Source organism: Phenylobacterium conjunctum (assembly GCF_042679085.1).
In the GTDB taxonomy this organism is placed as follows: domain Bacteria; phylum Pseudomonadota; class Alphaproteobacteria; order Caulobacterales; family Caulobacteraceae; genus Phenylobacterium; species Phenylobacterium conjunctum.
Genome location: NZ_JBHTLQ010000011.1, coordinates 24,016 through 36,504 on the forward strand (window position 1 = coordinate 24,016; position 12,489 = coordinate 36,504).

The following is a 12,489-nucleotide window of genomic DNA, read 5'->3' on the forward strand; positions in this document are numbered from 1 at the left end:
CGTCGTCCTTCGGACGCCACCTTCTCCCGCAAGGGGAGAAGGATGATCCTTACGCGTAGCTCTGCAGGGGCCGGACTTCCAGCGGCGCCTGGGCGGACTCGGTGATCGCTTGGGCCGCGGCCAGCGCCCCGGCGGCGGTGGTGAAGTAGGGGGTCTTCATCATCAGGGCCGTGCGGCGGATTTCGAAGCTGTCCGACAGGGACTGCTTGCCCTCGGTGGTGTTGAACACCAGCTGGACCTCGCCGTTCTTCATGGCGTCGACGATGTGGGGGCGACCCTCCAGCACCTTCTTCACATGCTCGACCTTCAGGCCCTGTTCGGCCAGGTAGGCGGCGGTGCCGCCGGTGGCCAGGACGCGGAAGCCCTTGGCCAGCAGCAGGCGGACCGGCTCCAGGATCCAGGGCTTGTCGGCGTCCTTCACCGAGACGAAGACGCAGCCTTCCTGGGGCAGGCGCACGCCGCCGCCCAGCTGGGCCTTGGCGAAGGCGCGCGCAAAGGCCGGGGCCAGGCTCTCGCCCTCGCGACGCCAGTCGAGGCCCATGACCTCGCCGGTGGAGCGCATTTCCGGACCCAGCACCGTGTCGACACCGGCGAAGCGGGCGAACGGGAAGACCGCTTCCTTGACCGCGATGTGGTCGTAGGGCGTTTCCGAAAGGCCGAAGCTGGCCAGGGGTTCGCCGGCCATCACCTTGGCGGCGATGGCGGCCAGGGGCTCGCCGATGGTCTTGGCGACGAAGGGCACGGTGCGGCTGGCGCGGGGATTGACCTCGAGCACATAGATGCGCGGGGCGTCCGAGTGCGGTTCCTCGATGGCGAACTGGACGTTCATCAGGCCGCAGACGTTCAGGGCCCGGGCCATGGCCTCGGTCTGGCGCTTCAGCTCGGCGATGGTCTCCGGCTTCAGCGAGAACGGGGGCAGGGAGCAGGCGCTGTCGCCGGAGTGCACCCCGGCTTCCTCGATGTGCTCCATGACGCCGGCCACGAAGACGTCGGTCCCGTCGCAGAGGGCGTCGACGTCCACCTCGGTGGCGCGGGACAGGTACTGGTCGATCAGGACCGGGCTGTCGCCCGACACCTGCACGGCGGTGCGGATGTAGCGGTCCAGCTGTTCATCATCGCGGACGATCTCCATGGCCCGGCCGCCCAGCACGTAGGAGGGGCGGATGACGACGGGGTAGCCGACCTGATGGGCGCCGGCGAAGGCCTCGTCGCGGGAGCGGGCGATGGCGTTGACCGGCTGGGCGATCTCAAGCTTGTGCAGCAGCTGCTGGAAGCGCTCGCGGTCCTCGGCCAGGTCGATGGCGTCCGGGCTGGTGCCCAGGATCGGGATGCCGGCGTCTTCCAGGGCCTGGGCGAGCTTCAGCGGGGTCTGGCCGCCGAACTGCACGATCACGCCCAGGAGCTGGCCCTTGGCCTTCTCGACGTCCAGCAGCTCCAGCACGTCCTCGGCCGTCAGCGGCTCGAAATAGAGGCGGTCGGAGGTGTCGTAGTCGGTCGACACGGTCTCCGGGTTGCAGTTGACCATGATCGACTCCACCCCGATGTCGGCCAGGGCGAAGGCGGCGTGGCAGCAGCAATAGTCGAACTCGATCCCCTGGCCGATCCGGTTGGGACCGCCGCCGAGGATGACGGCCTTCTTGGCGTCGGTCGGCTCGCTCTCGCACTCAGGAACCTGGCCAAGGGCGCCGGCCTCATAGGTCGAGTACATGTAGGGCGTAGCGGCGCGGAACTCGCCGGCGCAGCTGTCGATGCGCTTGAAGACCGGACGGACGCCGAGCGCCCGGCGGGCCTCGCGGACCTGGCCCTCGGTCTTGTTGGTCAGCTTGGCCAGGCGGGCGTCGGAGAAGCCTTGCGCCTTCAGGGCCCGGAAGGCCTGCGAGGTGGTCGGCAGGCCGGCGGCGCGGACATGGCCCTCGGCGCGGACCAGGGTCTCCAGCTGGCGCAGGAACCAGGGCTCGTACGAACAGGCGGCGTTGATCTCTTCCACGGTCAGGCCATGGCGGAAGGCCTGGGCGATGACCCGCAGACGGTCCGGGGTGGGCGTGCCGAGCGCGCGGACGATGGCGGCGCGGCCGGTCTCGGGGTCGGCGGCGCCTTCGATCTCGACTTCATCCAGGCCCGAAAGGCCGGTCTCCAGGCCGCGCAGGGCCTTCTGCAGGCTTTCGGCGAAGGTGCGGCCGATGGCCATGACCTCGCCCACCGACTTCATGGAGGTGGTCAGGTAGGGCTCGGAGCCCGGATACTTCTCGAAGGCGAAGCGCGGGATCTTGGTGACCACATAGTCGATGCTGGGCTCGAACGAGGCGGGCGTGGCGCCCGTGATGTCGTTCATCAGCTCATCGAGGGTGTAGCCCACGGCCAGGCGGGCGGCGACCTTGGCGATTGGGAAGCCGGTTGCCTTCGAGGCCAGGGCCGAGGAACGCGACACCCGCGGGTTCATCTCGATGACGACCATGCGCCCGTCGGCTGGGTTCACCGCGAACTGGACGTTGGAGCCGCCGGTCTCGACGCCGATCTCGCGCAGCACGGCGATCGAGGCCGTGCGCATGCGCTGGTATTCCTTGTCGGTCAGGGTGAGCGCCGGGGCGACGGTGATCGAGTCCCCGGTGTGCACGCCCATCGGGTCGATGTTCTCGATGGAGCAGACGATGATGCAGTTGTCCGCCTTGTCGCGGACGACCTCCATCTCGTACTCCTTCCAGCCCAGCACGCTCTCCTCGATGAGGACTTCGGTGGTGGGGGACAGGTCGAGGCCGCGTTCGACGATCTCGCGGAACTCTTCGACATTATAGGCGATGCCGCCGCCGGTGCCGGCCAGGGTGAAGGACGGGCGGACAATCGCGGGCAGGCCCACGAACTCCAGGCCTTCCATGGCCTCGTCCATCGAGTGGGCGGCCTTTGAGCGGGGGCTTTCCAGGCCCAGCTTGTCCATGGCGTCGCGGAACTTCTGGCGGTCCTCGGCCTTGTCGATGACCTCGGCCTTGGCCCCGATCATCTCGACGCCGTACTTTTCCAGCACGCCCATCTGCTCGAGCGACAGGGCGGTGTTCAGCGCCGTCTGGCCACCCATGGTCGGCAGCAGGGCGTCGGGGCGCTCCTTGGCGATGATCTTCTCGACCATTTCCGGGGTGATCGGCTCGACATAGGTCGCGTCCGCCACGTTGGGATCGGTCATGATCGTGGCGGGGTTCGAGTTGACCAGAATGATCCGATAGCCCTCGGCGCGCAGCGCCTTACAGGCCTGGACCCCCGAATAATCGAACTCGCAGGCCTGGCCGATCACGATGGGGCCGGCGCCGATGATCAGGATCGAGGAGATGTCTGTGCGTTTGGGCATCAACAATTCGCGCGCAAGGGCCGTGCGCGGACGAGCGCGCTCTGGCCGGTCAGGTTGCAGGTTAAGGCGCCCGTTTAGAGACGGAGTCGGTCAGGCGCAAGGCCGGATGCCCGCCATGTGCGCAGATACAAAAACGGGCCGACCCGAAGGCCGGCCCGCGAATGTCGCAATCCCTTGGGCCATAAGCCCTCGGGGCGGCGATTAGGCTTGCAGGTTGCCCGCAGCCATCTTGCCGCTGCGCTTATCGCGCTCGAGCTCGTAGGTGATCTTCTGGCCTTCGCTGAGGCTCCGAAGACCGGCGCGTTCGACGGCGGAGATGTGCACGAAAACGTCCGCGCCGCCCTCATCGGGCTGAATGAAGCCAAAGCCCTTGGTGGCGTTGAACCACTTCACGGTGCCGGTAGACATAGGGGTGTTCGTCCTTGGATAGATATGCCTCGACGACCTGCTTGGCCGGCAAGGATCAAATTTCGGGGGCTTCGGGAGCAGGTCCGGGACGCTCAAGGAGCGTAGGAAATACAGCCGAACCTACGAGTTTGACCCTCCTAGTGTGGATCAATCGACAGTTGATGGCAAGTCTGGCGAAGACTCCTGTCCGGTGATCTGTTGCGACACCGGGCGCAATCGTGCGTCGGAGGGGGCTTCGTCTCATGAAATTTATCGCATTCGCCGCCGTTCTAAGCCTCTCGGCGGGCGCCGCCGCCGCCCAGACCCCAGTCTCCGAGCCGGTGGGAACCTACGCCCGGACCCTGAGCGGACAGGAGATCCTGGCGCCCCAGGGGCCTTTGCAGGTGACGGTGACCCGCACCACCATCCCGGCCGGCGGCCAGCTGCCGCCGCACAAGCACCCTTACGCGCGCTACGCCCTGATCCTGGAGGGGGCGGTGAAGGTGACCAACCTGGTGACCGGGACCGTGTCGGTGGTGAAGGCCGGGGAATTCTCCATCGAGTCCCGCGACCAGTGGCACAAGGGCGAGGCGATGGACGGCAAGCCGGCCGTCCTGCTGGTCATCGACCAGACCCCGCCGGGCGAGGCCAACCTGGTGCGCATGGCGCCCTAAAGGGCAGGTTGCGGAGCCGCCAAGGCCCAGGCAAGGCTATGGGCTCCCGTTCGCCGACGCAGGATCCCGTGGCCGTCTCAAACCCTACCGATCCGCTCGCCGAGCTCATGCCGCGCATCGCCGGCGGGGACCGCGGCGCCCTGCGACAATTATATGATGCGACGTCGTCGAAGCTTTTTGCCGTGTGCCTCCGTATCCTCTCCAACAGAGACGAGAGCGAAGACGTGCTGCAGGAGGTCTACATCACCATCTGGCGTCGGGCCGACCGCTTCGAGGCGAGCCGGGCCAGCGTCATGACCTGGATCTCCACCATCGCGCGGAACCGGGCCATCGACCGGCTGCGGGCCCGCGGACCCTTGGCCTATGCCGAGCCGGTGGAGGAACTGGAGATTTCAGACGGCTCGGTCGGCGCCGACGCCCTGATCGAGGCCGCCCAGTCGGGCGAGGCCCTGGGCAAGTGCCTGGGCGAGCTGGACAAGCGCACAGAGACGGTGATCCGCACCGCCTTCTTTGAGGGGGTCACCTATGAGGCCCTGGCCCAGCGGATGGGAACGCCGCTGGGGACCGTGAAGAGCTGGATCCGCCGCGGGATGCTGAAGCTTCGGGAGTGCCTGGAGCGATGAGCGAGCCGGTGGATCAACTGCCCGAGGACGAGGCCTTCGCGGCCGAGCATGCGCTGGGCGTGCTGAACGCCGCCGATCGGCGCGAGGCGGAGACCCGCATGGCCCGCGAGCCGGCCTTCGCCGCCATGGTGGAGGCCTGGACCGCGCAGCTCGCGCCCATGCTGGTCGCCATCACCCCCGTCGCCCCCTCCGCCGCCTTATGGCCGAGGATCGACCGGGCCCTGCCGGCCAACGACAACAGCGTGGTGTTCTGGCGCCGCTGGGCCATGGGCTCGACCGCCGCGGCGGTGGCCTGCGCCGTGGGCCTGGCGGTGTTCGCCAACCGTCCGCCCGTTGTGGTCCAGCCGCCGGAACCGGGCGCCCTGTTGAACGCGCGCCTGGACACCTCAGGCGGCCAGCACCTGTTCGTGGCGGCCTATGATCCCGTGCGCCAGGCTCTGGTGGTCACCTCCCTGGTGACGCCGGGGACCGATCCGGTGCACGTCCACGAGGTCTGGCTGATCCCGGCCGACGGCCAGCCGCACTCCCTGGGCCTGATCGCGCCGGGGACCTCCAAGGCCATGCCGATGCCCAAGGACCTCTCGACCCTCGCCCAGGAAGGCGCGTCCATCGCCGTGTCGGTGGAACAGCCGGGCGGCTCGAAGCAGGCGGGCCCGACCGGTCCGGTGGCCGCGGTGGGCAAGCTGGCGAAGATCTAGAGGATAGTCCTAAACCCTCGTCATCCTCCGGGCGCCCGTAGGGCGAGCCGGGTGACCCATGGGGCGGTTCCGGTTCCGACAATCAGGTTGGGTCCCCCGGATCGTCGCATTGCGACGACCGGAGGATGACGCGCGATGGCGCGGCTTCAGGCCTTCTTGGCGTCCATCAGTTGGGCGAAGCGGTCGAAGAGGTAGAGGGAGTCCGTGGGGCCGGGGGAGGCTTCCGGGTGGTGCTGGACGCTGAACACCGGGCGGCCTTCGAGGGCGAGGCCGGCGTTGGTGCCGTCGAACAGGGAGACGTGGGTCTCCACCACGCCCTTGGGCAGGCTGTCGCGGTCGACGGTGAAGCCGTGGTTCATGGAGACGATCTCCACCTTGCCGGTGGTCAGGTCCTTCACCGGGTGGTTCGCCCCGTGGTGGCCCTGTTCCATCTTGGCGGTCTTGGCCCCCAGGGCCAGGGCCATCATCTGGTGGCCCAGGCAGATGCCGAACACCGGCGTGCCGCTGGCGACCAGCTTCTGGATCTCCGGGACGGCGTATTCGCCGGTGGCGGCCGGGTCGCCCGGGCCGTTGGACAGCATCACGCCGTCCGGCTTGCGGGCCAGGATGTCCTCGGCCGAGGTCTTGGCGGGCACGACGGTGACGCGGGCGCCGACCGAGGTGAGCGCCCGCAGGATGTTGCGCTTCACGCCGTAGTCGATGACCACCACGTCGTACTTGGGCTGGCCGGGCTTCGCATAGCCTTCCGGCCAGTCGTAGAGGCCTTCCTCATAGGTGAAGGGCTGCAGGCAGGTGGCGTCCTTGGCGAGGTCGAGGCCGACCAGGCCCGCCCAGGCCTTGGCCTTGGCGACCAGGGCGGGGATGTCGAACTTGCCTTCGGGATCGTGGGCGATGACGCCGTGCGGCATGCCGTTCTCGCGGATCGCGCGGGTCAGGGCGCGGGTGTCGACGCCGGCCAGGCCGACCACGCCGCGGCGCTTCATCCAGGCGTCCAGGGTGTCGCTGGAGCGCCAGTTGGCCGGCGGGGTGGGGACGTCGCGGAAGATCGCGCCGCGGGCCGCCGTCTCGGCCGAGCCGGACATCTGCTCCAGGTCCTCGACGTTGACGCCCACATTGCCCACGTGGGGGAAGGTGAAGGCGACGATCTGGGCCATGTAGGAGGGGTCCGTCAGGATCTCCTGGTAGCCGGTCATGGCGGTGTTGAAGCAGACCTCGCCGATGGCGTCGCCGGTCGCGCCGACGCCCACGCCTTGCAGGACGGTCCCATCGGCCAGGACCAGGACCCCGGTGACGCCAGGCAGGAGTTCGCTCGTCATGTCAGGGTCTCCGGGTTTCGAGGGTCTTCTTCGCAAAAAGGCGGGCCGAGGTGAACCCCGCCCGCCGCGCAAACGGCCGGGTACCTAGGGACTTTCGCCGGCTTGGTCAATGCGACGGCTGACCATCGGGTTGCGAGGGGCTAGCTTGGCCGAAACAGACGGAGCACGCCCATGGCCGACCCCACCTATATCGATCCGGATCGCGAGGCCTGGGAGATCTTCAAGTCCCTGCCCAAGGGCGAGCGGATCCAGATGCTGAACCTGGTGAAACTGAAGCCTCTGGCCGAGTATCCGCAAGGCCATCCCGACCACGGCAGGGGCAAGACCGGCCTGGAGGCCTATCGCGCCTATGGGCGGACAACGGCGCACATCTTCCAGCGCCTGGGCGGACGCCAGGTCTGGGCGGGCAAGCCGCAGGTGACGGTGACCGGGCCGCGCAGCGAGGATTGGGACCTGGCCTTCATCGCCGAGTATCCGAACGCCGAGGCCTTTATCGCGATGGTGCGGGACCCGGAGTACCGAGACCTGGTGGCGCACCGCACGGCCGGCACCGCCGATTCGCGGCTGGTGCGCATGGAGCCCATCGACGAGCCGGGCGAGGGGTTCGGCGAATAGGCGGGATTGGTGGGGGTTTTGGCCTCTTGCCTGTCGTCGGGATGGGGCAGAGTCGGCGAAGAAGATTGACCGCGAACCACACGAAAAACACGAACGGCGCCTGTGGGGCGGTGAGCCTCGCGCCATGACAAATGGGTACGAACGGTCTGCGCCCGTTCGTGTTTTTCGTGTGGTTCGTGGTTGAGGTTTAGCGGCTTCGCAGCGCTGCAGGGTCGGCTTGGGTCCCCCGGATCCTCGCCTTCGCGAGGCCCGGAGGATGACGCGAAGGGGAGTGGGGTGATGCTGGCGCTTCGGCCGAATTGCGAATGCTGTGACCGGGACCTGCCGCCCGAGAGCGGCGAGGCGCGGATCTGCACCTTTGAATGCACCTTCTGCGCGGACTGCGCCGAGGGGCGGCTGGGCGGGGCTTGCCCGAACTGCGGCGGTAACCTGGTGGCGCGGCCGATCCGGCCAGCGGCGTTATTGGCCAAGTATCCAGCCTCGACGGAGCGGGTGGTGAAGGCTCACGCGGCCTGCGGCTGAGTTCTACCGCTCGTCGCGGCGAATGCCGGGATCCAGGTGAAGCGCGCAAGCGGCTCAGCAGAAGACTCGCGCGACCGACTGGCAGCTTCGCCGCTCTATGATCTGGTTCCCGGCATTCGCCGGGATGAGCGGTTCTGGTGTCAGGCCGCCTCGATCACGCCGGTGATGGCGTCGAAGAGTTCGTCGGCGCGGATGGGCTTGCCGATGTGGCGATCGGCGCCGGCGGTGGCGGAGGCGGCCAGGTCATCGGGGGAGGTGTTGGCGCTGACCACGATGATCGGGGCGCGCGGGAGGCCGGAGGTCTCTGAGCGGCGGATGGCGCGGATGGCGTCCAGGCCGTCCATCACCGGCATGCGCAGGTCCATGAGCACCACATCGAAGGCGCCATCCTGCCAGGCGGCCACAGCTTCCTGCCCGTTCTCGACGCTGACCACCTCGGCGCCGGCCGCGCCCAGCATCAGCTCGACCACCTTGCGGTTGGTGGGATTGTCGTCGGCGGCCAGGACCCGCAGGGTCGGGGCCTCGGCCCCCACATGATGCGAGGGGGCGGGCGGGTGTTCGTCGGCCACACGGGCGGCGTCGCCATAGTCGAGCAGGCCGCCGACCAGATCGTCGAGGGCGCCTGCGGAGCGCAGGATGTCCTCCACCAGGCCCCGCTGGACCTCTGACAGATCGGTGGCCGCCAAGGCCTGGGTGAGGCCCATGACGCCGTTGAGCGGCGTGCGCAGGCCGTGGCTCATATCGGCCAGGAATTCGGTCTTGGCGCGACTGGCGGCCTCGACCCGGTGCAGGGCGTCCTCCAGGGCTTCGGCCTGGCGCTTCATCTGGGTGATGTCGACCCGCAGGCCGATGACGCCGCCGTCGGAGGTGCGCTTCTCCTCGATCATCAGCCAGTGGCCGTCGGAGATCTGCTGTTCGTGCCGCTCTCCGGTGGGGTTCATCAGCTTGTGCAGGCGCTCGGCGATCCAGGCCTCTTCGCGGCCGGCGGCCTCAGGATAGTCGCCGCGGGCCACGCCGGCCCGCAGGGTGTCGGCGAAGCTGGCGCCTTGGGCGAACAGGTCGGCGGAGCGGTGGTAGATCTCGGCGTAGCGGCGGTTCCAGAGGATGTAGCGGCCCTGGGCGTCCAGCAGGACGACGCCTTCCGGCAGCAGGTCCATGGCTTCCTGCAGAAGGTCGCGGGCGGCGCGGCGATCCGCCTCGGCCTCAGCCAGGATCTGACCGGCGAGCCTGCGCCGCAGGTCGGCCTTCAGGCCCCCCAGCCAGCTAAAAACCCCACGCCACATGTAACGCCCCGAGAGGAAATTCCCCGATATGGGGACACCCTCGCGGGCAAATGGTTGCGATCCTGTCTACGGCGCCACGCAGAGGTGCGGGGGGCTAAGGGGCGCCGCAAGGGCAGGCGTTTGCGGTACAGGGCGCCTGTAAATGTGGCGGGGCGGTTCAATCCGGCGGCGGTCGGGTCTATGAGCAGGCCATGAGCATCACCACGGTCGGCCTCGATGCCGATGACACCCTCTGGCACAATGAAACCCTGTTCCGGCTGACCCATGACCGGTTCTGCGACCTCTTGGCCGACGTGGCCGAGCGCGCGGTGCTGGAGGCGCGGCTGGCTGAGGTCGAGCGGCGCAATCTGCGGCTCTACGGCTATGGGGTGAAGGGCTTCACCCTGTCGATGATCGAGACCGCCATGGAGCTGACCGGCGGCGAGGCGCCGCCGAGGGTGGTGCGGGAGATCCTGGCCGCCGGGCGCGAGATGCTGAACGAGCCGGTGGAGCCCTTGCCGGGCGTTGACCAGGCCCTGGCGGAGCTGTCCGAACGCTACCGCCTGGTGCTGATCACCAAGGGCGACCTGTTGCACCAGGAACAGAAGCTGGCGGCGTCCGGCCTGGGCGACCTGTTCGCGGCGGTGGAGATCGTCTCGGAGAAGGATGCTTCCACCTATGAGCGGGTGTTCGCCCGCCACGGCACCGGCGCGGGCCAGGCGGCCATGTGCGGCAACTCCATGAAGTCCGACATCCTGCCGGCCCTGGAGGCGGGCGCCTGGGCCGCCCACGTCCCCTATCCCCTGACCTGGGCCCACGAGATGGCTGACGCACCGGTGGGGCATGCGCGGTTCGTGGAGCTGGAGAGCATCCGCGCGTTTCCCGGGTGGTTGGCGAGCATCGCCTGACGCTCGGGTGTCATCCCGCATGGAGCGGCGTAGCCGCGGAAGTGCGGGACCCATAGACACCGATTTATCCGCAGGTCCCCGCGCGTCTGGGTCCCGGACAAGCGCTGCGCGCTTTCCGGGATGACAGCTGAGGGCCGTGTCACACTCCAAGTCTCCGCCTCGTCCTTGTCTCGAAACGAGAGGACGAGGACATGGAGCGGACGTCGCGGATCGTCTGTGCGGGGCTGGCGCTGATCCTGGGGATCAACGCTGTCGTGCAGATGGCGCAGCCCTTCTGGTGGTACAACGCCGTACCCGGCGTGCCGGCGACCGGGCCCTATAATCCGCACTTTGTGAAGGACATCGGCGCGGCCTACCTGGCCGCCGTGCTGGGCCTGGCCTGGTTCGCCGCGCGGCCCCGGCAGGGCTGGCCGGCCCTGGTGGCGGGCGGCCTGTTCCTGGGGCTGCACGCCGGCGTGCACGTCTTTGACGCCAGCTGTTCGGCCGATCCGGTCCGCGACCTCGTGAGGGACTTTCCGGGCGTCTTCCTGCCCGCCATCGCCGCGATCCTGGTCGCGGTGGTTTTCCGCCCGAAGGAGGCCTGACATGCTGAGATCCATCCTGAAGCGCCAGATCGACGGGTTCGAGCGCGCCTGGAGCTATGACGCCAGCTATATGCGCGACCTGTTGGCGGCGTCGGTCCCGAGCTTCCTGCGGTTCAGCCTGGTCACCGGCCTGCCGGACCGCAGGGCGGCGCCGCCGGCGGCCCTGGCGGCGGCCGGGATTGTCGGGACCCTGGCCGAGGACTGCGGACCCTGCACCCAGATCTCCACCGACATGGCGCGGGCGAGCGGCGTGTCGGGGCAGGTGCTGCGGGCGATCCTGGCCGGAGACCTGGCCGCTATGGGGCCGGAGGCGGCGCTCGCCCACCAGTTCGCCCGGGCGAGCCTGGCCCGCGACATGGAGGCGGCCGATCCCCTGCGGGACGAAATCGTCCGCCGCTGGGGGCAAAAGGGCCTGGTGGCCATCGCCCTGTCGCTGACGACGGCGCGGATGTACCCGACGCTGAAATACGCCCTGGGCCACGGCAAGACCTGTTCGAGGGTGGTTGTCGACGGGACGGCGGTGGCTCCGCCCCGGCTGGCGGCCTAGGGTCGCGCCATGGTCCCTTGCGGCGACATCGAAGCCTTCGAGACGGCGCGGCCCCGGCTGAACCGGCTGGCCTATCGGATGCTGGGCTCGGTGGCCGAGGCCGAGGACGCGGTGCAGGACGCCTGGCTGCGTTGGGCGCGGAGCCAGGGCGAGGTCGAGGACCCCTTGGCCTGGCTGGTGCGGACGACGAGCCGGCTGTGCCTGGACCGGCTGAAGTCGGCCAAGGCCCGGCGGGAGGCCTATCGCGGGCCGTGGCTGCCGGAGCCGCTGATCGAGGAGCTGGCCGACGATCCGGTGGAGAAGGCCCAGGAGGTGTCCGTGGCCTTCCTGCTGGCTCTTGAGCGGCTGTCGCCCCTGGAGCGGGCGGTGTTCCTGCTGCACGACGTCTTCGAGGCCGACTATGGCGAGGTGGCTGAGACCCTTGGCCGCAACGAGGCGGCGGTGCGCCAGCTGGCCAGCCGGGCGCGGGCGCACGTGCAGGAGGCCCGGCCGCGCTTCACCGTCGATGAGGCCGAGGCCGCACGGCTGGCGGCGGCCTTCATGGCCGCGGCCGCGGAGGGAAACCTCGAAGGCCTGAAGGCCGTGCTGGCCGAAGACGCGGTGATGGTCACCGACGGCGGCGGCAAGCGCAGCGCGGCGCTCAGGCCGCTGATCGGGCGTGAGGATGTGATCGCGCTGCTGACCGGGCTCGCCTGGCGCAATGGCGCGGGGTGGCCAGTGAGCTTCCGCGCGGTGCGGATCAACGGCTATCCCGGTGTGATCCTGGAGCGCGAGGACGGGCCGATGACGGTCGCCTTCCAGCCCGACGGCCAGGGGCGGATCGCGGGGGTCTACATGGTGCGGAACCCGGAGAAGCTGGGGCACCTGCATCCCCACCCCTCGTCATCCTCCGGCGGCGAAGCCGTCCGGGGGACCCAAACTGCCGGGGGCAAATAGGCAAGGCCGCTTGGGTCCCCCGGATCCCCGCTGGCGCGGGGACCGGAGGATGACGATGAGGAGGGGGGCGGCTACAGTGG

General features: G+C 69.0%; 13 protein-coding genes. 9 read left to right on the forward strand and 4 right to left on the reverse strand.

Features of this window, described 5'->3' with window-relative positions:
• Positions 1–49 precede the first annotated feature (49 nt).
• Both carB and ACFQ27_RS06725 read right to left on the reverse strand, forming a co-directional pair.
• Positions 50–3,337, reverse strand: coding sequence for a carbamoyl-phosphate synthase large subunit (gene carB, locus ACFQ27_RS06720; RefSeq protein ID WP_377353063.1), 3,288 nt, complete (start codon positions 3,335–3,337; stop codon positions 50–52).
• 201 nt (positions 3,338–3,538) lie between these two features.
• Positions 3,539–3,745 carry a cold-shock protein gene (locus tag ACFQ27_RS06725; protein WP_374345005.1) on the reverse strand — a complete coding sequence of 69 codons (207 nt, stop codon included), beginning with the start codon at positions 3,743–3,745 and terminating at the stop codon, positions 3,539–3,541.
• Positions 3,746–3,987: 242 nt separating this feature from the next.
• Here ACFQ27_RS06725 and ACFQ27_RS06730 point away from each other — a divergent pair, with 242 nt between their 5' ends.
• The 3 genes from ACFQ27_RS06730 (at position 3,988) to ACFQ27_RS06740 (ending at position 5,719) form a co-directional block, all read left to right on the forward strand.
• The gene (locus ACFQ27_RS06730) at positions 3,988–4,398 is read left to right on the forward strand and encodes a cupin domain-containing protein (protein WP_377353064.1); all 411 of its coding nucleotides are present in this window, start codon (positions 3,988–3,990) and stop codon (positions 4,396–4,398) included.
• A gap of 107 nt (positions 4,399–4,505) precedes the next feature.
• Entirely contained in the window at positions 4,506–5,021 is a 516-nt protein-coding gene (locus ACFQ27_RS06735) for a sigma-70 family RNA polymerase sigma factor (protein ID WP_377353110.1), read from the forward strand.
• Positions 5,018–5,719 (forward strand): anti-sigma factor, encoded by a 702-nt coding sequence (locus tag ACFQ27_RS06740; RefSeq protein ID WP_377353065.1) that lies wholly within the window; start codon positions 5,018–5,020, stop codon positions 5,717–5,719. Before ACFQ27_RS06735 ends, ACFQ27_RS06740 begins: the two co-directional genes overlap by 4 nt.
• A gap of 146 nt (positions 5,720–5,865) precedes the next feature.
• Here the strand turns inward: ACFQ27_RS06740 and carA are convergent, their stop codons facing one another.
• The gene (gene carA, locus ACFQ27_RS06745; RefSeq protein ID WP_377353066.1) at positions 5,866–7,035 is read right to left on the reverse strand and encodes a glutamine-hydrolyzing carbamoyl-phosphate synthase small subunit; all 1,170 of its coding nucleotides are present in this window, start codon (positions 7,033–7,035) and stop codon (positions 5,866–5,868) included.
• A 171-nt stretch (positions 7,036–7,206) separates the two neighbouring features.
• Here carA and ACFQ27_RS06750 point away from each other — a divergent pair, with 171 nt between their 5' ends.
• A complete protein-coding gene (locus ACFQ27_RS06750) occupies positions 7,207–7,650 on the forward strand; it encodes a DUF1330 domain-containing protein (protein ID WP_377353067.1) in 444 nt (147 codons plus the stop codon).
• Between the two features lie 279 nt (positions 7,651–7,929).
• Complete coding sequence (locus ACFQ27_RS06755; RefSeq protein WP_374344999.1) at positions 7,930–8,172, forward strand: DUF1272 domain-containing protein; 243 nt, start codon at positions 7,930–7,932, stop codon at positions 8,170–8,172.
• Between the two features lie 140 nt (positions 8,173–8,312).
• On the opposite strand, the gene ACFQ27_RS06760 is transcribed toward ACFQ27_RS06755, so the two are convergent.
• On the reverse strand, positions 8,313–9,455 hold the full coding sequence (locus ACFQ27_RS06760; RefSeq protein WP_374344998.1) for a response regulator: 1,143 nt from the start codon (positions 9,453–9,455) through the stop codon (positions 8,313–8,315).
• A 191-nt stretch (positions 9,456–9,646) separates the two neighbouring features.
• Between ACFQ27_RS06760 and ACFQ27_RS06765 the strand changes: the two genes are divergently transcribed.
• The 4 genes from ACFQ27_RS06765 (at position 9,647) to sigJ (ending at position 12,409) form a co-directional block, all read left to right on the forward strand.
• A complete protein-coding gene (locus ACFQ27_RS06765) occupies positions 9,647–10,342 on the forward strand; it encodes an HAD family hydrolase (protein WP_374344997.1) in 696 nt (231 codons plus the stop codon).
• A gap of 191 nt (positions 10,343–10,533) precedes the next feature.
• Complete coding sequence (locus ACFQ27_RS06770; RefSeq protein WP_377353068.1) at positions 10,534–10,926, forward strand: hypothetical protein; 393 nt, start codon at positions 10,534–10,536, stop codon at positions 10,924–10,926.
• Position 10,927: 1 nt separating this feature from the next.
• Positions 10,928–11,473, forward strand: a complete 546-nt coding sequence (locus tag ACFQ27_RS06775; RefSeq protein WP_377353069.1) for a hypothetical protein — start codon at positions 10,928–10,930, stop codon at positions 11,471–11,473.
• Positions 11,474–11,482: 9 nt separating this feature from the next.
• A complete protein-coding gene (sigJ, locus tag ACFQ27_RS06780) occupies positions 11,483–12,409 on the forward strand; it encodes an RNA polymerase sigma factor SigJ (RefSeq protein ID WP_377353070.1) in 927 nt (308 codons plus the stop codon).
• Positions 12,410–12,489: the final 80 nt, after the last annotated feature.